Origin of the sequence: Bacillus sp. FJAT-26390, from assembly GCF_001682865.1 — a bacterium.
Classification (GTDB): Bacteria; Bacillota; Bacilli; order Paenibacillales; family Paenibacillaceae; genus Pristimantibacillus.
This window is the reverse complement of the sequence record NZ_MAQX01000022.1, coordinates 333,456-353,672: the sequence shown is the minus strand read 5'-3', so window position 1 is coordinate 353,672 and position 20,217 is coordinate 333,456. Positions and strand designations below refer to the sequence as shown.

Annotated in this window: 18 protein-coding genes and 1 tRNA gene; 4 read left to right on the top strand and 15 right to left on the bottom strand. The window is 49.8% G+C overall.

What is annotated here, in order from left to right; genetic code table 11:
- Positions 1–186: 186 nt before the first annotated feature.
- Together tig and A7975_RS18730 are read right to left on the bottom strand one after the other, a co-directional pair.
- On the bottom strand, positions 187–1,476 hold the full coding sequence (tig, locus tag A7975_RS18735) for a trigger factor (protein ID WP_053374766.1): 1,290 nt from the start codon (positions 1,474–1,476) through the stop codon (positions 187–189).
- 88 nt (positions 1,477–1,564) lie between these two features.
- Positions 1,565–2,470 carry a hypothetical protein gene (locus A7975_RS18730; protein ID WP_255314339.1) on the bottom strand — a complete coding sequence of 302 codons (906 nt, stop codon included), beginning with the start codon at positions 2,468–2,470 and terminating at the stop codon, positions 1,565–1,567.
- A gap of 239 nt (positions 2,471–2,709) precedes the next feature.
- Between A7975_RS18730 and A7975_RS18725 the strand changes: the two genes are divergently transcribed.
- Positions 2,710–2,786: transfer RNA gene (locus A7975_RS18725), tRNA-Arg, on the top strand.
- A 106-nt stretch (positions 2,787–2,892) separates the two neighbouring features.
- On the opposite strand, the gene A7975_RS18720 is transcribed toward A7975_RS18725, so the two are convergent.
- The gene (locus A7975_RS18720; RefSeq protein ID WP_065386108.1) at positions 2,893–3,357 is read right to left on the bottom strand and encodes an HPP family protein; all 465 of its coding nucleotides are present in this window, start codon (positions 3,355–3,357) and stop codon (positions 2,893–2,895) included.
- Positions 3,358–3,474: 117 nt separating this feature from the next.
- Between A7975_RS18720 and A7975_RS18715 the strand changes: the two genes are divergently transcribed.
- The gene (locus A7975_RS18715) at positions 3,475–4,368 is read left to right on the top strand and encodes a LysR family transcriptional regulator (protein WP_065386107.1); all 894 of its coding nucleotides are present in this window, start codon (positions 3,475–3,477) and stop codon (positions 4,366–4,368) included.
- A gap of 92 nt (positions 4,369–4,460) precedes the next feature.
- Here A7975_RS18715 and A7975_RS18710 read toward each other — a convergent pair whose 3' ends face one another.
- From A7975_RS18710 to A7975_RS18670, 9 genes are all read right to left on the bottom strand, one after another.
- Complete coding sequence (locus A7975_RS18710; protein ID WP_065386106.1) at positions 4,461–5,069, bottom strand: P-loop nucleotide/nucleoside kinase family protein; 609 nt, start codon at positions 5,067–5,069, stop codon at positions 4,461–4,463.
- Between the two features lie 134 nt (positions 5,070–5,203).
- Positions 5,204–5,932 (bottom strand): ThuA domain-containing protein, encoded by a 729-nt coding sequence (locus A7975_RS18705; RefSeq protein WP_053374762.1) that lies wholly within the window; start codon positions 5,930–5,932, stop codon positions 5,204–5,206.
- Positions 5,933–7,030, bottom strand: a complete 1,098-nt coding sequence (locus A7975_RS18700; RefSeq protein WP_065386105.1) for a Gfo/Idh/MocA family protein — start codon at positions 7,028–7,030, stop codon at positions 5,933–5,935.
- A 32-nt stretch (positions 7,031–7,062) separates the two neighbouring features.
- On the bottom strand, positions 7,063–8,595 hold the full coding sequence (locus A7975_RS18695; RefSeq protein ID WP_065386104.1) for an ABC transporter substrate-binding protein: 1,533 nt from the start codon (positions 8,593–8,595) through the stop codon (positions 7,063–7,065).
- A 64-nt stretch (positions 8,596–8,659) separates the two neighbouring features.
- Positions 8,660–9,547: a carbohydrate ABC transporter permease gene (locus tag A7975_RS18690; protein ID WP_053374760.1), complete on the bottom strand. Its 888-nt coding sequence runs from the start codon at positions 9,545–9,547 to the stop codon at positions 8,660–8,662.
- Positions 9,548–9,565: 18 nt separating this feature from the next.
- Positions 9,566–10,465 carry an ABC transporter permease gene (locus tag A7975_RS18685; protein WP_065386397.1) on the bottom strand — a complete coding sequence of 300 codons (900 nt, stop codon included), beginning with the start codon at positions 10,463–10,465 and terminating at the stop codon, positions 9,566–9,568.
- A 236-nt stretch (positions 10,466–10,701) separates the two neighbouring features.
- A complete protein-coding gene (locus A7975_RS18680; protein ID WP_065386103.1) occupies positions 10,702–12,315 on the bottom strand; it encodes a response regulator transcription factor in 1,614 nt (537 codons plus the stop codon).
- 19 nt (positions 12,316–12,334) lie between these two features.
- Complete coding sequence (locus tag A7975_RS18675; protein WP_053374758.1) at positions 12,335–14,077, bottom strand: cache domain-containing sensor histidine kinase; 1,743 nt, start codon at positions 14,075–14,077, stop codon at positions 12,335–12,337.
- Positions 14,078–14,257: 180 nt separating this feature from the next.
- The gene (locus tag A7975_RS18670; RefSeq protein ID WP_053374757.1) at positions 14,258–14,590 is read right to left on the bottom strand and encodes a hypothetical protein; all 333 of its coding nucleotides are present in this window, start codon (positions 14,588–14,590) and stop codon (positions 14,258–14,260) included.
- Positions 14,591–14,730: 140 nt separating this feature from the next.
- Here A7975_RS18670 and asnB point away from each other — a divergent pair, with 140 nt between their 5' ends.
- Positions 14,731–16,575: an asparagine synthase (glutamine-hydrolyzing) gene (asnB, locus tag A7975_RS18665; RefSeq protein ID WP_065386102.1), complete on the top strand. Its 1,845-nt coding sequence runs from the start codon at positions 14,731–14,733 to the stop codon at positions 16,573–16,575.
- A gap of 76 nt (positions 16,576–16,651) precedes the next feature.
- Here asnB and rdgB read toward each other — a convergent pair whose 3' ends face one another.
- The 3 genes from rdgB to A7975_RS18650 all read right to left on the bottom strand — a co-directional run bounded on the left by rdgB (position 16,652) and on the right by A7975_RS18650 (position 19,311).
- Positions 16,652–17,314 (bottom strand): RdgB/HAM1 family non-canonical purine NTP pyrophosphatase, encoded by a 663-nt coding sequence (rdgB, locus tag A7975_RS18660; protein WP_065386101.1) that lies wholly within the window; start codon positions 17,312–17,314, stop codon positions 16,652–16,654.
- Between the two features lie 5 nt (positions 17,315–17,319).
- Entirely contained in the window at positions 17,320–18,057 is a 738-nt protein-coding gene (gene rph, locus A7975_RS18655; RefSeq protein WP_053374754.1) for a ribonuclease PH, read from the bottom strand.
- A gap of 201 nt (positions 18,058–18,258) precedes the next feature.
- Positions 18,259–19,311 (bottom strand): GerMN domain-containing protein, encoded by a 1,053-nt coding sequence (locus A7975_RS18650; protein WP_065386100.1) that lies wholly within the window; start codon positions 19,309–19,311, stop codon positions 18,259–18,261.
- Positions 19,312–19,442: 131 nt separating this feature from the next.
- Here A7975_RS18650 and A7975_RS18645 point away from each other — a divergent pair, with 131 nt between their 5' ends.
- A complete protein-coding gene (locus A7975_RS18645; RefSeq protein ID WP_053374752.1) occupies positions 19,443–19,982 on the top strand; it encodes a phosphatidylglycerophosphatase A family protein in 540 nt (179 codons plus the stop codon).
- Positions 19,983–20,217 lie beyond the last annotated feature (235 nt).

Below are 20,217 nucleotides of genomic sequence, written 5' to 3'. Positions count from 1 at the left end.
GTAACACGTCATCGTAATGATGTCATTTTTCCAATACTACAGTATACGACGACGGCCGTTCGATATGTACGGAGATTAGCCTCCATGGGCAGCACAATTTCATATGTAGGGTCAAAATAAGGCACGTACCAATGACGTGCCTTACCTTGAGACAAACCGTTTATTTAATTTTGCTTATGTGATCTATTAAACCGTTTTGCTGTTATCAAGCAAGAACTTGATTGTTTTGCGAAGAGAAATATCTTCTTGGATGCTGCCTAGGTTGCCGTTTTTCTCGAAAATGTCGCGAAGCTCTTCGGAAGGACGGTTGTAAGCTTTGGACAGCTTCTCAAGCTCTTCGTTCAGATCCTCATCGTTTGCAGTAATGCCTTCTGCTTTAGCGATTGCATCAAGCACAAGGTTGTTGCGAACGCGCTTCTCAGCATCGCTTTTCATTTGCTCGCGAAGAACGGATTCGTTTTGGCCGGAGAACTGGAAGTAAAGCTCCATGTTCATGCCTTGCGCTTTAAGACGGTTTTCGAAATCCTTGATCATGTAATCCGTTTCCGTAACGATCATCGCTTCAGGGATTTCAACATCAGCAGCTGCAGTAGCTTTGTCAATAACAGCTAGCTCACGCGCTTGCTCGCCTTCTTGATCCTTGCGCTCTTTCAGTTTGCTTGTGAGATCCTGCTTGTACTCTTCAAGCGTGTCGAACTCGCTAACGTCTTTAGCAAACTCATCGTCAAGAGCCGGAAGGCTTTTGCGTTTGATTTCATGCAATTTCACTTTGAACACAGCTGGCTTGCCTGCAAGGTGCTCAGCGTGGTAGCTCTCGGGGAACGTTACTTCAACGTCCTTGAAATCGCCGATTTGCATGCCAACCACTTGATCTTCGAAGCCTGGGATGAAGGAATTCGAGCCTAGCTCAAGCGAATAACGCTCGCCTGCTCCGCCTTCGAATGCTTCGCCGTCTACATAGCCGTCGAAGTCAAGAACGGTGATGTCGCCGTTTTCTGCAGCGCCTTCTTCAACAACAGAAAGCTCGGCATGACGCTGTTGCAGACGCTCAAGCTCAGCCGCAACTTCCTCTTCCGTAACTTCGGAAACAACCGCTTCAACTTCCAAGCCTTTGTATTCGCCAAGCGTTACTTCTGGCTTAACGATAACTTTTGCTTTGAATTTGAATGTTTCGCCTTTTGCGAATTGCTCAACATCGATCTCAGGACGGTCAACCGGCTCAAGATTATGTTCTTTTACTGCATCGGAATAAGCGTCTGGCAGCAGGATGTCAATAGCATCCTGGTACAGGCTTTCAATTCCAAAACGGGATTCGAAAATGCCGCGCGGCACTTTACCTTTACGGAATCCAGGTACGTTTACTTTTTGAACCACTTTTTTGAACGCTTGATCAAGAGCACCCGCTACCTTCTCCGCTTCAACCTCCACGTCGATCGATACGATGTTCTTGTCTATTTTTTCCCAAGTTGCTTTCATTTTATGCCTTCCCCTCCGAAAATGCTCATGCATCAGTAGTAGTCACGTTTCATAAACCATTCTATTATAAACAAGCTGGGCCAGATTATCAAGACTCTGGTTCATCTTCCCCCGATTGCTGAAGCACCGCAACCTGCCGCAGTGCCTTGCATGCTTGCTCATAACGGAATCTCAAACCTTCGGTAATGCCGTATGTATCACGAATATCGTCATCGTTCGCCGAGCCGTAAACCGTAAGAAGCAGCGTTAAATGCAGCGCAGCCGCAAAATAATCGACCGTATCCTCGTCTTCTCTCAGCATCCAATGATAAGCAGCCGTACCATACAAAAATTGCAAACTTTCCTTCCAAAGCTCTCTGGCAAAATGCGGCAATGTTGGATCATCAACCTCGGCAACCTGCTCCGTCCGCTCTAAAATCCGAATAACCGGCGATGGAAAATCGTCCATCGATAGTGGCGTAACATCCAGCTCGAATTCCACGGTCTCCCCTAATCTCTCGATTGTCAGCGACCCTGTTGCTCCTCGCTTTCGCAAGCATTGAAGCGCCTTAAATTGAACGACCGGGTGAACCGGCTCAGTTGCGAGCCATGTCTTGATCGATTCGTCCATATCCGGAGATTGAATATAGGCAGCGCGTTCAAGGGCAAGAATCTGCTGATCGATCATCGGATGATTTTGCATGATGTAGAGCACTTGGTTGATATAAGCCTCGTCTTGGTCGGGAGGGTTCAGAAGCTGCTCGCGCATGGTCGCCTCATCCTCTTCCTTCTCTCGCTTGGCTAATACATAAACTGAGCCTTCTTCACCAATGCCGTCTTCAGGGAAAGCCATGTCGAGCCATGTCAGAAGACTGTCCCACTCTTCATAATGACGCGCATCCTCGCCTTGGCATTGCAGCAAAAAGCGCAGCAACTCCTTGGCCTCCCCGTATTGCTCCGCTTCTAGCATACGGGTTAACTGTACCTGATAATGGTCCAGCATGCTAGGGAACAAGTAAACGTTATCCTTGTTGTCGCCTTGTGTGTCATTGGGAGTTGTAATGATAACACCGCCTTATGGTCATGCCGTTTGTTCATTCGTTCAATCTTGCGTACGATTATAACATGTACGGGCAAAAGAAAAAACAAATGTAGCATCAAGGGAGCGCATAAAGCAAATATTAGAATAAATTACCGATGATTTAAAAAATGTGCTTGCAATAAAATAATAACATGTGGTATATTATTGCTTGTGTCCCGGTAGCTCAGCTGGATAGAGCAACGCCCTTCTAAGGCGTCGGTCGGGAGTTCGAATCTCTTCCGGGACGCCATTCAATTAAATAATCAAACGCACAAACCCTCCAAATACTGCAAAGTGTTGGAGGGTTTTTTATGGTTAAAACAAAAATAAGGCTGCTCCCCGGAGCAGCCTTATTATCATTGCCTCTCGGCGGCCGGCTTAGCTGCCAGCATCCTGCGGTAAACATAAGCGGCTAGCGCGATGATGACCGCTCCCAGCAGTACCGGCGTGATCAAAAACGACCAGCTTGCCCCGCTTATAATGACGACGAGCGGATCAGCGCCTGCGGGTGGATGGACGGTTTTCGTATATTGCATCAGAAGGATCGCTAGCCCGACGGAGAGAGCCAGAGACCATGTCGACGTCCCGAATAGTTGGAGCATTGCAAGGCCTACTCCCGTGCTTATGAGATGCCCTCCTACAATGCTCCTAGGCTTCGCAAGCGGGCTCTCCGGCAAAGCGAAAGCAATCACGCAGCTTGCGCCAAAAGGAGCCATCAGCAGCGTTACGGACACCGCATCGCCCAGGAGCAGCAGCAGCGCAATCACTGCCGTTCCTCCTACGGCTGCCGCCAGAGGCTTCCAGCTTATTTTTCTCAACATATTGTGCACCTCGTTTCACTTGATTCGATTTCATGCTAACATAAGGCTACCTATTTGAATATTGAATGTTTTCGATGATATCTATTTCAATTATCGATACCAAAGGAGGCCCGCGATATGCTCGAATCATGGGAAGGACGTTTCTTCGTTACTTTTGCTGCCGTGCTGGAGGAAAAAAGCTTTAGCCGGGCAGCGGAGCGCCTTGGTTATGTGCAATCGACCGTAACCGCGCATGTACGGCATTTGGAGCTGACCAGCGGGAAGAAGCTGTTTCACCGATTGCCGCGCGGCGTTGAGCCGACGGAAGCCGGCTTGCAGCTCGCGCCTTTTGCCTACCAGTTCATCCAGCTCGGACAGTCGCTGCAGGACGCGCTTACGGATACGGACAGCCCTTCCGGCATCGTCCGGCTAGGCGCACTCGAGTCGTTTGCGGTGTCGCATCTGCCATTTTTTCTAACCGGCTTTCTTAAGCAGTTCACGAAGATCAAGCTTCATTTGACGCCGGGGCTTATGCATGAGGTTGCCGATCAGGTAGCCAATCACCGCGCCGACCTCGGAATCGTCCCTAAGCCGCCTGAACGCGATGACCTTCTATTTACTCCGCTGCTCGAAGAGAAGCTGGCGCTGGTCTGTGCCCCTGCCCTCCGCGAGCGCTTCGAGCAGCAGGGCTGGCGGTCATTATACGATTCTGCCTTCATCAGCTTTGGAGAGCAGTGCATCTACCACGCATACGGCCGTGATGTGCTGCGTGACGCCGATGTGGAGCTTGCCGATCAATTGTCCTTTCCGAGCGTCGAGCTGATTAAGCAGACCGTCAGCTGCGGCATGGGAATCGCTTTCGTGCCCGAATCCAACGTCGCGCGGGAAATTGCCGCAGGCGCGCTGCTCTCGCTCCCCTACGATAGGGAGCTTACGCTTACGCATGGCGTCATTACGCACAAATCTCGCGAGCCAAAAGCGGCAGACAAGGCGCTCATCCAACATTTAAAAGCTTATTTTGCAGCGAATTGAACGAGCTCCAGGCTCCTCGCGCACAAAAAGGCGGTTTCACCGGTTAATAACCGCATGAAGCCGCCTTTACGATTTTCACACAAAAAAAAGCATTAAACCGACAAGGTCGTCTGCTTTTCATTTACAAATTGGAATAAGTGCTCTGCTTTCTCATCCGTCAGCTCTTCGCTGTTGTCAAATACGAGAACCGAACTGCTTGGAATGTCCCAATTGATTTGCGGCACGAATTCGATCCGCTTCTCAAAGTCGCCCCAATTGTTCAGCTTCCACTGATCGCGCTCGGTTTGACGGCCGACGATACGGTTCTTTTGCAGCTCCATATCAAGAAGCGTGACAACAACCACCTTAACGTCTACTTCCTGCTTCGTTCGTCCAGCTGCTGCAAGCACATCCTCGATCCATTGCTTGTTCTTCAGCTCTGCCGTAAAGGGAGAAATCATAAACACGTTTTGTCCAGCCGCAAGATTTTCAATGCAGACATCCTTCGCCGTGTCGTATTCCAAATCACGCAAATGCTTTTTATAATACTCGGAATCCCGATCTCGTTTATCAAAGCCATTCATCTCCAAGATCGCCTCTACAAACCTTCCGCCAATCGTATCGCGATCAAGAAAAGCTGCTGGAATGCGATCCGCTAGCCTTCTAGCTACTGTCGTCTTGCCTGTGCCTGCTACACCCACGAAAAAAACCAACTTTTGCAAACGGAAAACCCTCCACTATTTTTTTGTAGAAGTATATCATTTTTTTTGATATTTTGATAGAATCGCCCTTTACTATTTGTCGAAAAAAAGGACTGCTCCAAGGTCTATAACCTTGAAGCCAGCCCTTAAAAACATTACCGCCTTACAATCTCTTCCAACGGAATGGGTATTTGCCCATAATTCGGCTTAGCTCCTCTTTCCGCACCGCACCACTGCACGGCGTTCGCTATGACGCGCATCACATCCCCATTATGATAGGTCGGATAGGTTTCATGGCCTGGCCGGAAATAGAATACTTTGCCTTGGCCTCTATAGTAAGTGCAGCCGCTGCGGAACACTTCCCCGCCCTCAAACCAGCTAACGAACACAAGCTCATCTGGGACCGGGATGTCAAAATGCTCGCCGTACATCTCTTCCTGCTCCAGCTCAATATATTCGCCGATTCCGGCAGCAATCGGATGCGCAGGGTTTACGACCCAAAGCCGCTCCTTCTCATCTGCCTCCCGCCATTTCAATGCGCAGCTGGTGCCCATCAGCCTTTTAAATATTTTTGAATAATGGCCGGAATGAAGCACGATTAGCCCCATCCCCTGCAGGACGCGCTCATGCACCCTCTCGACAATTCGGTCATCCACCTCGTCATGCGCCATATGTCCCCACCAAATCAGCACATCGGTACGGTTCAAGGTGTGCTCGTCAAGCCCATGCTCCGGCTCATCGAGCGTCGCCGCTCTCGTATCGTAACCAAAGCCTGCCAAAGCGCTTGCAAGTACGGCATGGATGCCTTCGGGATATATCGCCTTTGCTTTATCGTTTGTCTGCTCATGCCGGTATTCATTCCAAATCGTAACGCGGGTTTTCATCTATCTGTCTCCTCCTGCTGCTGCTTGCTCAGAACGAAAGTGTGCCAAGGATATCGCCTGCTTGCTGATCGCAGCTTGATAAATCGCTTCCAATACCTCTTGATTGGCAAAGCCGTCTTCGATCGTCGGCAGCCCCTCACGCCCATTGCCGCGCACCCCATCGAAAAAGTCCTCCAGCTGGGCCAGTTCGTACTCGGCAGGCACTCTTTGCACCTCCGTCACGATTGAAGCAGCATTCTCTTCATTGGGATGAATCCAAGTCAGCTCACTCCCCCGCTCACAGCCGATTGATATCGTTCCCAGCTCGCCGTAGATTTGGAGCTCCAGCTGGTTGCCAGAGCCATAGGCATTTCTAGATGTTTGAAATACCCCTGTAACTTGCGAATCAAGCGTCGCCAGAAATCCGGTAAAATCGTCGACGTCCACCGTTCCCATTTCACCCGTAACAGGATCGCGCCGGCTTGGAATAAAGGTTTTCAATTGCGCCATTACTTCATCAAATTCTCCGATCATATAGCGTGCTGCATCAACCATATGAGAGCCAAGATCGGCGAGTGCGCCCGTTCCTGTTATTTCGCTCCGATAGCGCCAATTCATCGGCGTATCGTATACCGGCACGCCCCATGATTGCAAATACTGGACGAATACATGCCTGATTTGACCGATCTTCCCTTGCTTAATCAGATCACGGGCATAGCGGAACGATGGCACATAACGATAGGAGAAACCAACCATAGATGGAATGGGATTTTCGACATACAGCTGATGCAATTCATGCGCTTCCTCGAAGGTACGCGTGAAGGGCTTCTCCGTCATAATTGGCTTGCTGTGCAGCAAGCAGCATTTCACGATTTCGTAATGAGCGTCATTTGGCGTAATGGACAGGACGGCATCCACCTCAGCGCATGTTATCAAATCAGCATAATGGGCGAATCTGCGATCAAGCGGAATGCCCAGCTTGTCGCCGGTTCGGTTCACCGCCTCGCCCAAGGAATCGCAAAGGGCAGTAATCCGTATCCCTTCGAGCCTCGCTATACCCTCCATATGCACGTTAGCCATGCCGCCAAGCCCAATAATGCCGACTTTTATTTCTTTCATTGGTTATCACTCCATTTCCGTCGCTCCGGCGCTTATTTATTTGTTTTAGCCCATTCGTCCAGCTGTTTCTGCTTCTCTGCGACGATTTTATCCATCCCTGCCGCTTTCATCTTCTCGATGTAAACGGGAATTTGCTCTTCCGGATCAACAGAGCCGGTTACGATGACGTTTTTAAATTCCTTCTCCACGTTGCTTGTCGCCGCAATTTCCGTTTTGACAGGCTCAGCATTAAAGGTAAAACCTAAGGCACGCGATTTCTCGGCGCTCTCGTTATAATCCTTATACGCCTGCCATTTGTTCGGATCTTCGTTTGCCCAGATATGAATTAAGGGAAGGTTGCCCAGCATCCAGTTTCTGGTTGGCGGATAACCCGAGCTGCTGCCGTCTAAGCCCTCCGGAAAATCAATGATATTATCCGATTTTTTGACATAATGCGTGCCTTCGATTCCGTTAATAAGCAAATTCATGAGCTCGCTGTCCGAGAACAAAAGATTAACGAACATCATGGCGCGCTCTGGATTTTTGGACGTCCGCGAGATGGCAAGCACCGCGCTGGTCGCATCCGTTGTGCTGGTAAATGGCGACATGAGCTGAATCTCTACCAATTCCGTTCCCTGCGAACGGGAATTTTCCAAATTGGAGCCTGGCTTGAACGAGCCGGTTTGCGCAAATGCTTTACCCGAGCCGAGTGCCTTGCCGACGTCCTGCAGCGTAGCCGCATCTTTATTGATATAGCCAGCCAAAAACCATTTGCGCATCAGCTTGGCATATTCCATATACTTGGGATCTTCGATTTTGCTAATCACGTTAAGCCCTTCGCCGGTACGGGCCAGCTCTCCGGGCCCATCGCCAAGCAGGTCATAATAGCCGTAATCGAGAATAGCCGCAGAAGGAGAAGCTCCGCCGTTCACGATAAACGGGGTAACGCCCGGTTCATTGTCTTTGATCGTTTTGAGCAGCGGCTCAAGATCCGAAAGCTCCTTCACCTTCGATAGGTCGAACTTATATTTATCAACCAGGTCCTTGCGCAAAATCAATCCTTTGTCAGCCGCAAACTCCTTGTTGGCGACCATGCCGTACAATTTGCCGTCTACTTTGGCCGCATTGACGATTTCCGGATCAATCGTGTCGAGGAAGGCGCCGCCATACTCTTTTACCAGACTATCCAAAGGAATGAACTGGCCTTTGCCTACCTGCTGCGAGAAGCCGTTCCAGCCTGCGGAGAATATGAGATCGAACGCTTCATTCGACGTAAACATCAGGTTCGTTTTATCTCCCCATGCGCTCCAATCGATCGAACGGATTTCAAGCGTCGCATTGATCTTTTCTTTTAGGATGACATTTACTTTATCCAGTACGAGCTGCTCGTCCTTAGGCTGCGAGCCTGGGAGCACGAGAACGATTTTGTACGGATCAAGCTTTTTCTCCCCAGTTGCACCGGAGTTCGTCGCTTCGCCTTTATTGCTGTTTGAAGTAGGCGCATTCGAGCTGCCGCAGCCAGAGGAAATAAGTGAAATCACGAGCACCATAAGCAGCCAAACGTAATTGCCCTTTCTTTGTTTCATTGTGATACCCCTCCCGTATTTATATTGATGATAGCTATACTAAACTGGGCCGTTAGCTCCAGCATTAGCCTTTTACAGCGCCAACCGTCATCCCCTGCACAATATAACGTTGGAAAAAGGGATACGCGAGCACAATCGGCCCAAGCCCGACGACTGCCATCGCCATCCTGACCGTTTCCGTCGGAACGCTCGCCAGCAACTGCGATTGAAGCGAGCCGGTTGTCTGATTCAGCACCACTTGAATGTCCGTTAACGTTTTGTTGAGCAAATACTGGATGCTGTACATATCGATGTCATTAATATAGATCAAGCTGTTGTACCAATCGTTCCAGTAGGCAAGCGTCATAAACAAACCAATGGTCGCCATGACGGGAAGGGACAGCCGCAGCACGATTTGAAAAAATATGCGCAGCTCGCCAGCTCCGTCCATCGAGGCTGATTCAATGACCTCCGGCGGAATCGTCGTGGTGAAGAACGTTCGCATAATGAGCACGTTAAAGCCGCCGATGAGCAGATTAGGCACGATTAAAGCGAGCAGCGTGTTATTGATATTCAGCAGATTCGTATAAACCAGATACCAAGGCACTAGCCCGCCATTGAAGAGCATCGTGAAAAACACGTAGAAGGTCAGCACCTTCCGCAGCGGAAAGTCTTTGCGCGAAATGGGATAAGCAAAAAGCGCTGTTAGCAATAGACCGCAAAACGTGCCTGCAACCGTCACGAATATAGTCACAGCGTAAGCGTTAACGATCGTCGAGGAATCATAGAACAGGTACGTGTATGCGCTAAAATCGATGATCTCAGGGAAGAAAGAGTAGCCGTTGCGCAGCAATGATTTTTCTTCCGTAATCGACACCATGAATATTAGCAGCAAAGGAAAAACCGTCGCCGCGATGTACAGCACAAAAAACAAATGGATCAAAAACTGCGGGCTCCTTTTTAATAAAAGCATAGCCTTGTTCCCCCTAGCCTAAAATAACGCGTGATCGCTGTTTATTTTTCTAACGATGTAATTCACGCCGAAGATGAGCAAGAAACCAAGCACCGATTGATACAAGCCTGCCGCCGAAGCCATTCCGACATCTCCCATTTGCATCAAAGCCCTGTACACATAGGTGTCAATAACATCCGTAGCAGACATCAATGCTCCCGAATTCATAGGAACCTGATAGAACAAACCAAAATCCGCGTTAAAAATTTTGCCCACCTGCAGCAGCGTCATAATCATGACGACTGGAATGATGAGGGGAAACGTAATCGAGCGTACCTGCTGCCACTTGCTCGCTCCGTCAAGCGTTGCCGCTTCATAATACTCGGCGTCTATGCCTACGATCGCCGCCAAATAGATGATGCTGAAATACCCGACGCTTTTCCACACATTCACGATTGTCAAAATATACGGCCAATACTTGGGCTCGCTATACCACGTAATGCCGTCCAAGCCTAGCGGCTCAAGAATGAGCTTGTTCACGAATCCATACTCCACGCTAAGAAAGCTGAACACCAGATAGCTGACAATGACCGCAGAGAGCAGATAAGGGAGCAAAATAATGCTTTGGTAAAAGCGTGACATCAGCTTTTTCTTAAGCTCATTGAGCAGAATCGCAACGCCGACGCCCAGTATGACGTTGATTACAATAAAGAGAGCATTGTAGAGCACGGTATTGCGCGTGATGAGATAAGCTCGATCCGTCTGAAACAGAAACTCGAAATTTTTAAAGCCGACCCAATCACTCCCGAGTATGCCCTTTGCGTAATTCAAATCCTTAAATGCGATAATGACGCCAAACATCGGCAAATAATTGTTGATCAAAAAATACAAAATGCCCGGCACCGTCATCAACAGCAAAACCCGATGTTTTCTCAGCATCCTCCAGAAGGCTGTTCTGCTGCCGTTTCCTGTCTTTGCGGCTTTCAATATGCATCGCTCCAAGTCGTTAGTGTTCTATGAAGCAATCATATCTGGTTCCGCGGATGCGACCTACCTCTTAAATGACTTGCTCGATACGGATTGTGACATTTAATCATACATACAAAAAAAAGAGCCCGCGCTTAGCACATGACTCTCGGTTAAAGCTGAAACGGAAGCCTGCATGTAACCTCCATTTATTGGTTTTTGGAAAACTGCTTGCGGTACTCCTGCGGATTAAGCCCATAATATTTGCGGTACAGCTTGGAGAAATGCGAAAAGTTCGTGTAATGAAACATTTTAGCGATATTGCTTACCGTTTCGCCCGAGTTTAGCAGCAGCTCGTTCACCTTTTTCATTTTTTGCTGAATCATATAGTCAGACAGGCTCATTCCGCTCTCCTTGCGGAACAGCCTTGATAAATAAGCAGGGTTAATATGGACGCTTGCCGCCAAGCTCTCGCGGGACATTTCATCGAATAGATGCGTTTCAATCAATCGCTTGACCTTTTCCACAATCGTCGATTCTTTCTCTATGCTCGAAAAATGGTCGCATACCGCTTCGATAAGCCGCATCGTCCATGCCCGCAAATGAACAAGCGACTTGGTTGCCGTAGCCGAATCTAACGTTACGCCGTTTCCCAGCACCGCATGTGCAGGCACGCCGCGCTTCTGAAGCACATAATAGACGGTTTGCAGCAGCCCATGGTAAATGATGGTCAGCGTCTCTCCTTTTATCCCCGCGTCCGTCCCCAGCTTGTCGAACATGTCTGATGCGATTTTTTGCAATTGATCATCCTTAGCCTGCTCCAGCAGCTCCGCCCATTCAAAAAAAGCAGGCAGCTGGACCTCTTTGCTGGATAACGTCTGTTCCTTATAAAAAAGAACCGCCTGGCTCGCCGTAACATTGTTCAGCTCCATTTGGATCAGCGCGTTGTAAGACTGCGACAACGCGGAGAGGGACGACCATTCGCCGATATAACAGGATACCTTGCAATATAAATAGACGGAGCACGCTTCGATATAGGCTTGGCATCTTTTCTTTATTTGGTCAAAGGATCGCGCATGCTCCTTCGTTCCCTCGTCAAAAAACAGAGCAAACAGCACGCCGTTGCCGTCACGTATCACTTGGCCAGGCTCATTCTGAAGCAACAGCTCCTCGGCTGTCTTGCGCACCGCATACTCCATTACTTCCTCATCCCGCATGCTAAAGGGCTTCTCCCACTTCTCTAAGCTAATTAATAGGGGAAGAACGCTGTAACCCGCCTTAACCGGCATGTCATTAGCTGCTAGCGCCCGTTCAATATGCGAGGGCAAGGGAACGATGCGCTGCCACATCAAATCCTGCCAAAAACGTTCGTAAAGCACCGTTTTGTTCGATTCCCACATTTTGAAGTATTTCTGATAAATCTCGTTTTGCTGCTTATCTCTTTTCGCTTCGAGCTGCTGGTCCAGCGCTTTGCTTACCGTCATTTTTAGGACGTCAAAATCGACCGGCTTCAGCAAATAGTCAAAGCTGCCGAGATGAATCGCTTTTTGCGCATAAGCGAAGTCCGCGTGGCAGGTCAAAAAGATGATGGGCACGGAGGGAAAGCTTTCCCTTGCCCACTCTGCCAGCTCGATCCCGCTCTGCCCAGGCATTTCAATATCGCAAAGAATGACATCCACCTCTGTCTGAGCCAGCTGCAATTTCGCCTGGTCGACATTAAACGCCTCGTAAATGGCCGTGATTCCGAGGCCGCTCCAATCCACGCCAGATTTAATCCCTTCAACAGCAAACCATTCGTCATCGACGATTAACAATTGAAACATCGTTTAGCTCAGCTCCTTCTCACTCGGAAAGTGTCCGGAATGGTATCGTTAGTTTGATGCAGGTCCCTTTTGGCTCGCCGGTGCTCATCGTAAGCTCCGCAGCATCCCCATATTGCAGCTTTAGCCGCTGGCGCACATTCCAAATGCCGAGACTCCCCTCGCCGGAATAAAGATACGAATGCGTATCGTTCAGCTCCGCAAGCTTCTCCTCCGCGATCCCTCTTCCGTTATCGCAAATAATGATCTCATAAGAGCTTATCGGCTCCGCGTCCTTGCTCCCCCATCCCAGATGAACCTTGATTTGGAACGGCTCTGCCCCCATCTCGAAGCCGTGCTTGATCGCATTTTCCACAAAGGGCTGGATCAGCAGCGGCGGTATTGCCGCCTGCTCTAATCCATGCTCCATCGTCAGCTCAAACTTCAAATAGTTCGGAAAACGAAGCTGCTGAATTTCCAAATAGCTTTCGATATGCTCCAGCTCATTAGACACGCTTACAAAGCCGACATTCGTTCGGGTAACGAATCTGAAGTATTTGGAAATATGCGTAGACATCCGTTTAATTAAATCATTTTTGTTCAACTCGGCCAGATTGTAAATAATATTGATCGCATTCAGTAAAAAATGAGGGTTGATTTGCGCTTGCAAATGTTTTAATTCGGCCTGCTGCGTTCGAATCTGCTCTTCGTAGACGTTTATTTTCAGATCCTGAATTTCAGCCGCCATGTCGTTAAACGTATCGTTTATTATCGAAAATTCCTTTGATTTCTCATCGCCCAGCCGCGCTTTCAGCTCTCCCCGTTTGATTTGTCTCATCCCTTTAATTAAATCGCTCATCGGCTTCAAAAGGGTCGTCCGCAAAAACAGCAAGTAAATCGCAAGAACGGCTGCTCCTGCTATTGGGATGAGATAAATAAGGCGCTGAAAGTATGGCAGCTGCTGCAGTAGCTTCGATTCCGGCACGAGTACGGACAAGTAGACGTCTGAGAAAAGCGACTTGGTCGCAACGAGGATGTAATCCGCGTCCCCTGCCAGTTCTTTGTAAGGCTCATTGGCTGCCGGCAGCAATAGCCTATTGCCTTGCGCGATCTCTCCAGCCCCCGTGTCGGTCAAAATCGTTCCGTCGTCCGAAGCAAACATCGCTTGTCCGTTTTCCCCGATATCCAAATAAAGAAAAGGGACCATTAATCGGTTCATATCGATCCACATGCCCATGACAAGGCCGTACTCAGTCTTAACCAGCCTGACAATCGCCGATTGGCCATCATACTGGATAACCTTCCACTTTTTCTCCGCAAGCGATGTTTCGTCCTGCTTAGAGAGAAAGTCGCGCAAAGCTGCGCTGGCATGCTCATAATCCGTAAAGTCCCCGCCTTCAAACGCGGTACTAAGGAGCTCATCGTCATTGGGCGAATAAATAAAGATCATATTCACATGATCGAAGCCGCTCATGTCGGCAACCATCTGATTTTGATTCCGTACTTTAGCGAAAAAATAGTTAGCGCTTTCATGTGTGGCAGTCGAGTAAGTCCGCAAATCCGAATTTTTGGCAATATAATTGTAAATATAATTTTCGCCATCCTCAAGGGTCCGGTCAATCTCACCCATATACATGGAAAGCATATTTTTTGTCGATTGGCCTACCTGATTGCGAACGACGTCCATCGCATAATAATTGATAAATATAAGCAGGCAAAACAACGGCACCGTTACCGCCAAAAAACCGACGGTTAATTTAAACTGCAATGAGGCTTTATTTTTCATAGATGGTCTGCCCTTCTCAGTGACATCGTGAACGGGAGCTCTTTTTGTTGTAGAAGTATATCATTTATTTAGGCAATTTAATAGAATGAACACCATTGAAATCGGCGGATTTTTCAGCATGAAAAAAAGGATGCGCCAGCAGCAGCTTCGCTTCCGGCACACCCTCTTCTTATGGCCATGCTACAACAGCTGCATCGACTCGATGTGCCGCTTCGTCGCATCCGTGCCATGCTCATACAACTGCTTATAAATGCGTTGAATCAATTCATCATAGCCGCCGTTTATTTCGCTATCGCTTGCAGACCCGTAAGGGTGATGGGAGAAATGAAACATCTCCGCTTCGTCCATGCTGGACAGCTCATCCATGAGTTCCCTAAGCCGCGTATGCTCTTCCTCGTTCACGATAATCTCGAGCTCATATGCTGCCGCCTGCGGGTCCTCTAATATTTGTCCCGCCTGTACCGACACATAATAGGGCTTGCGTTCCTCGCTGCCTGTCTCCCGTTCATCCATGAATTGCATGCTCCTTCCTGCCTCATTAACTTTTACAGACACCTCTAGCATCCCCCGTCGGACAGACATTTTATCCCTTTTTCCGCATATAACTGATATTATCGCTACTTTGAGACCAGCAAAAGAGAGGAATGAGATCGATGTGTGGAATTACCGGCTGGATCGATTGGAACCGTGATCTGACTAAGCAAAGTGAGAGCTTAGAGAAGATGACTGACACCCTTGCACCGCGCGGTCCCGACGCTTCCGGCACGTGGATATCAGCGCACTGCGCTTTAGGGCATCGACGTTTATCCGTCATTGACCCGGAGAATGGCGCACAGCCGATGATCCGCCATACCGGTGATGACAAATATGTCGTCGTCTATAACGGCGAATTGTATAATGCGCCTGAGCTCCGCAAGGAATTGGAAAGCAGAGGCAGAATGTTTACGACAAGCTGTGACACGGAAGTGCTGCTGGTCGCATTTATGGAGTGGGGCAAAGCATGCGTGGAGCGGTTTAACGGCATATTTGCGTTTGCCATTTGGGATGTAGCCCAGCAGGAGCTGTTCCTTGCGCGTGACCGGCTTGGCGTTAAGCCGCTTTTTTACAGCACGCAGGACGGTTTATTTATTTTTGGCTCGGAGCAAAAATGTATATTGGCCCACCCGGCGGTAAAGCCTGAGGTCGGCGCAGAGGGACTTGCAGAGATATTCATACTTGGCCCCGCGCGTACTCCGGGCCATGGCGTATATAAGCAAATTAGCGAGCTAAGGCCTGGCCGCTGCATGACGGTCAATCACGCAGGCATCAAGACGGTTACCTATTGGCAGCTTGAAAGCAGTCCGCATCCGCATGATGTTGCAGGAACGGCGGAGCATGTGCGAGAGCTGCTCAAGGATACGGTTGAGCGCCAGCTCGTATCCGACGTGCCGGTGTGCACGCTGCTCTCCGGCGGACTTGATTCCAGCGCGCTGACGACGCTTGCGGTCAACTATTACAATGAAAACGGGCAAGGCAATGTCCATACGTATTCGGTCGACTATACCGACAACGACAAGCATTTTAAGGCGCATGCCTTCCAGCCCAATAGCGACGCCCCGTGGATTGAGAGAATGACGACGCATCTTGGCACGATCCATCATCCGATCCAGTTCGATACGCCTGAGCTGGTTGGCGCCTTAAAGGCCGCTACCTTCGCACGCGATCTGCCCGGCATGGCTGATGTTGATGCTTCGCTGCTGCTCTTCTGCCATGAAATCAAGAAAGACGCTACCGTAGCAATATCAGGCGAGGCGGCAGATGAAATATTTGGCGGTTATCCATGGTTTCATCGCGAGGAGGCGCTGAGTGCGAACACCTTCCCGTGGTCGCTTGCCTCCGCGATGCGCGCCGATTTGCTTGCCCCTGACGTTGCCGCTTGGATCAAACCGCTTGATTACATTGGCGACCGATACGCGCAAGCGATAGCCGAGGTTCCGCATCTGGATGGCGAAACCGAGCAGCTCCGCAAAATGCGGCAAATGTCTTATTTGAACATTACCCGCTTCATGCCAACGCTGCTCGACCGCAAGGATCGAATGAGCATGGCTGCCGGTCTAGAGGTTCGGGTCCCGTTCTGCGATCACCGGCTTGTGGAGTATGTTTGGAACATTCCGTGGGAGATCAAAAGCTCCGGCGACAGGGAGAAGGGCATTTTGCGCAAAGCGCTGCGCGGCGTTCTTCCTGAAGACGTGTTAACCCGCAAAAAAAGCCCCTATCCAAAAACGCATAACCCGAATTATTTAGCCGCCGTCAAAGGGCTGCTGCTTGACGTGCTGGACGATCCTAACTCCCCGCTGCTTCCGCTGATCAACGTGCAGAAGGTGAGGGAGCTCGCAGAATCGGATTCAGCAAAATCAAACATTCCTTGGTTCGGCCAGCTCATGTCCGGCCCGCAGCTCTTCGCCTACTTGTATCAAGTGAATTTATGGCTCAAGCAATACAAAGTCGTAATTGGCTGATAGGCACAACAAAACAGCCCCATCTGACAGAGCCGGTTCATTCGGCTTGCTGCAGATGGGGCTTCTTTATTTTTTATTAGGCTTGCGCAAGCAGCGGAAGCATCTGTCTAAGCGCTTCGCCGCGGTGACTGATCTGCTGCTTCTCTTCCTTCGTCAGCTCAGCCATTCCGCGGTTTAACTCTGGCAGCCAAAATAACGGATCATAACCAAAGCCGCCGGCGCCATGCGGAATATCTGTAATAACGCCGTCTACCGTGCCTTCTGCTTCCACGAATTCGCCGGTTGCCGGGTCATACAGCGCTAATGCGCATACGAATTGGGCTTTGCTCAGCAACTGCGAACCGTCAGGCAGCTTGCCTAGATGCTGGAGCTCCTTCTTTTCAAACAAACGTCCCAGCTCCTCGATCAGCTTCGCGTTGTTATCGCCGTCGGTCGCATCTTCGCCCGCGTAGCGAGCCGAATAGACGCCTGGATCACCGCCTAGCGCGAAGACGCGCAGCCCGGAATCATCCGCCAGCACGGGAACGCCCAGCGCATCGCCCGTCGTCTTCGCTTTAATTCGCGCATTCGCAGCAAACGTATCGCCGTCTTCCACGATATCTGGAATTTGCGGATAGTCGAGCAGGCTTGCCGTTTCTTTGCCAAGCTTTTGGAGCGCGTGCGCGAACTCCTTCACTTTGCCTGCATTTTTGGTTGCAACTACAATAACCTCATGCGATAAAATGGAGTGCTTCGCCATGGACGTTAACCTCCGATTCGAGCTGCCAAAGGTCCCAGCACATCACGCTGCTTGCTGATCAGCTCCGCAATGCCCTCTTCCCCAAGTGCCAGCAATTGGTTAAGCTCTTCCCTTGAGAAAGGAGCTTCCTCGCCAGTCCCCTGCACCTCAACAAATTTGCCGCTGCCCGTCATAACAACGTTCATATCGACCTTTGCTTTGGAATCCTCTTCATAGTTCAGATCGAGCAATGCCCGCTCCTGAATAACGCCTACGCTAACCGATGCCAGAAAATCAGTAATCGGGTATTTCGCGAACTGCACTCTCTCGGAAAGCTTATTGATCGCAATCGAAAGCGCGATGAACGCCCCGGTAATTGAAGTCGTGCGCGTGCCGCCATCCGCTTGGATAACGTCGCAATCGAGCGTGATTGTCCGCTCTCCAAGCGCCTGCAAATCAACAACCGAACGCAGTGCACGCCCGATCAAGCGTTGAATTTCCATCGTCCGTCCGGTTAGTTTGCCTTTTGCCGCTTCGCGAATGTTGCGCGAGTGGGTAGCGCGCGGAAGCATGGCGTACTCAGCCGTAATCCAGCCCTTGCCTTGTCCCTTCATAAAAGGCGGCACACGGTCCTCAAGGCTTGCCGTACAAATAACCTTCGTATCTCCTACCTCGATAAGGACCGAGCCCTCAGCGTATTTATTGACACCTGTCGTTATGGTTACCGGCCGAAGCTGGTTCGGTTGCCGACCGTCGTTTCTCATGCTAATTTCCTCCTGAGTCCTGCGTTGTATGATTCGTATACAAAACCTTTGCTTAATTGAAGCCAATCGATCCCATCCTACAATCCTTCCTATTTTAACAAAGTAGGCAACGAATTGCATCCGCTGCGCCTGAAAAAGAAAAAAGAGGCTGCTCAAAGGAATTTCCTTTGGAGCAGCCTCTTCATTGCAACGGGTCCAGCGTTACGATTTAATGGCATTCACGTGATGCGGTCTGCCTACTGGCTGGCTATAGGATTGGTCAGCCATGTCTACGACGTTGGATTCCCCGTTTACCTTGATTTGAACGGTTGTTGCTTTCGAATTTTCGGTGACGGATAGCACGAGCGCCTGAAGCATTTCAGTCGGCAGCTTTTCTCCATCCTTATACGCCTCATCCTGCAAATCAACCGTGACGACATCGCCTTCCTGCACGACGTTTTTGACTTGAACATCCGGCACAATGACGCTTATCAGCTCTTTTTTGTTAAGCGGTCCTAAGATGAGCTGCTCTAGCGCTGCTTGCGTAGGCGAGGCTGAGCGAGCGACTAAGCGGGTAACCGGTACGTAATATTGTTCCTCGTTTAAAGTCTGAGCCGAGAAGTATAGCGTAACAGGCGTAGATTGCGCGTAGTTCACGCCTTCAGCTGCCTCGATATTGATGCCAACCGCCCGCGTCAGCTTATCGTCAAGCGGGTAACCGTCAACCGGCATTTCCGGAAGCTTCGCGCCTTGATACCAGATTTCTACCCCTTCAATCCCTGGCATAGCCGTAAGCGTCCAAGTGATGGCTTCCACGATCGTCCGCTCGTCTTTAGCATTGTAATTGGTGAACGGCTCGGAAAAATCGACGATAGCAAGCTTTTGTTCCTTATCGTATTTGTAGGACTTAATTTGCGTGCCTTGCGGGATAACCGCTCGGAAATCCTCTGGCAGTTGATTCGCGTAAGCGCCGTTCTCCACCATCATTTCTAGCGCCTTCTGCCCGGCTGCCTCGTTCGCGCCAAGTGTTGTTTGAAGCGAGATTGGTGCCAAATAACCATTGCGGTCCTCGAGATAAACCGTCATTTGCGATTCATCGCCAACGCCTACTGCCTGTCCGGTTTCTGCGCCCTCTACCCCTTCTTTCTGCTCGATCTGCGGCGGATCGATTGGCTTGCTTGTCTCTTGCGAGAACAGGCCACAGCCTGCGGTTAACATAGGCAGAACCAAAACTCCAGAAAGTACAGCACCCCTAATCCATCTTTTTTGAATCATATTGACCTTTCCTCCCTAATCAAGTTTTGCCTGGCGGCTTTGTACAACTCCTTATTTGTAGTACTATGTATACGAGCCCTTCCCTGTTTTAGACCAGTTTTGTCCATAAAATCCTAAGGGGGAACAAAAACATGTCCAATCCCGAAATTTATAGCCTCAATAGCCGCAAAGTGGCTGACGCTACAGACGAATGGCTCATCAAGCGCGGAGTAACAAAACTTGCAATCGCCGAGCTTGTGCATTTTCTGCAAAAGGACTATTTCCCCGGCTTGACGCCTGAGGATTGCATTGTGCATGTGGATGCTGTCTTGTCAAAGCGCGAGGTGCAAAATGCCGTATTGACCGGTATTCAGCTCGATATCCTCGCCGAGGAGGGCAAGCTGATGCCGCCGCTGCAGGATATGATTAAGCATGACGAAAGCCTTTATGGCTGCGATGAAATTTTGGCGCTGTCGATTGTCAATGTTTATGGAAGCATCGGCTTTACGAATTTTGGATATGTCGACAAGCTGAAGCCGGGCATTTTGGTTAGGCTGAACGATAAAAACAGCGGCGAGATCCACACGTTCCTAGACGATATCGTCGGAGCGATCGCTGCGTCAGCAGCCAGCCGGATGGCACACCGCAGACAAGCCGAGCGCGAAGGCGCGACGCAGCCGCCGCTGGATTAAATATATTTTAACCGCGGGGTAGGTCGAAAAGGTCGACTTTGCTAATGAGACGTCTTCAGGACTACCCTTAGAGGGCAGGGTTTTGCTTGCGCAAAACCTTTCCTTTTACTCCTACGAAGCTGGGTTTTACTCGCGTAAAACCTTTAGGTCTACCCTTACGAAGCAGGATTTTGCTAACGCAAAACCTTTAGGTCTACTCTTACGAAGCAGGATTTTGCTAACGCAAAACCTTTAG

Excerpts from the sequence above, each read along its gene's own strand:
- A7975_RS18700 (WP_065386105.1), bottom strand. The coding sequence starts at position 7,030 with ATGAAAGAAATAAAAGTCGGCATTATTGGGCTTGGCGGCATGGCTAAC.
- A7975_RS18680 (WP_065386103.1), bottom strand. The coding sequence starts at position 12,315 with ATGTTTCAATTGTTAATCGTCGATGACGAATGGTTTGCTGTTGAAGGG.
- rph (WP_053374754.1), bottom strand. The coding sequence starts at position 18,057 with ATGAGAAACGACGGTCGGCAACCGAACCAGCTTCGGCCGGTAACCATA.
- A7975_RS18685 (WP_065386397.1), bottom strand. The coding sequence starts at position 10,465 with ATGCTGAGAAAACATCGGGTTTTGCTGTTGATGACGGTGCCGGGCATT.
- A7975_RS18690 (WP_053374760.1), bottom strand. The coding sequence starts at position 9,547 with ATGCTTTTATTAAAAAGGAGCCCGCAGTTTTTGATCCATTTGTTTTTT.
- A7975_RS18695 (WP_065386104.1), bottom strand. The coding sequence starts at position 8,595 with ATGAAACAAAGAAAGGGCAATTACGTTTGGCTGCTTATGGTGCTCGTG.
- rdgB (WP_065386101.1), bottom strand. The coding sequence starts at position 17,314 with ATGGCGAAGCACTCCATTTTATCGCATGAGGTTATTGTAGTTGCAACC.
- A7975_RS18715 (WP_065386107.1), top strand. The coding sequence starts at position 3,475 with ATGCTCGAATCATGGGAAGGACGTTTCTTCGTTACTTTTGCTGCCGTG.
- asnB (WP_065386102.1), top strand. The coding sequence starts at position 14,731 with ATGTGTGGAATTACCGGCTGGATCGATTGGAACCGTGATCTGACTAAG.
- A7975_RS18720 (WP_065386108.1), bottom strand. The coding sequence starts at position 3,357 with ATGTTGAGAAAAATAAGCTGGAAGCCTCTGGCGGCAGCCGTAGGAGGA.
- A7975_RS18645 (WP_053374752.1), top strand. The coding sequence starts at position 19,443 with ATGTCCAATCCCGAAATTTATAGCCTCAATAGCCGCAAAGTGGCTGAC.
- tig (WP_053374766.1), bottom strand. The coding sequence starts at position 1,476 with ATGAAAGCAACTTGGGAAAAAATAGACAAGAACATCGTATCGATCGAC.
- A7975_RS18650 (WP_065386100.1), bottom strand. The coding sequence starts at position 19,311 with ATGATTCAAAAAAGATGGATTAGGGGTGCTGTACTTTCTGGAGTTTTG.
- A7975_RS18705 (WP_053374762.1), bottom strand. The coding sequence starts at position 5,932 with ATGAAAACCCGCGTTACGATTTGGAATGAATACCGGCATGAGCAGACA.
- A7975_RS18670 (WP_053374757.1), bottom strand. The coding sequence starts at position 14,590 with ATGGATGAACGGGAGACAGGCAGCGAGGAACGCAAGCCCTATTATGTG.
- A7975_RS18675 (WP_053374758.1), bottom strand. The coding sequence starts at position 14,077 with ATGAAAAATAAAGCCTCATTGCAGTTTAAATTAACCGTCGGTTTTTTG.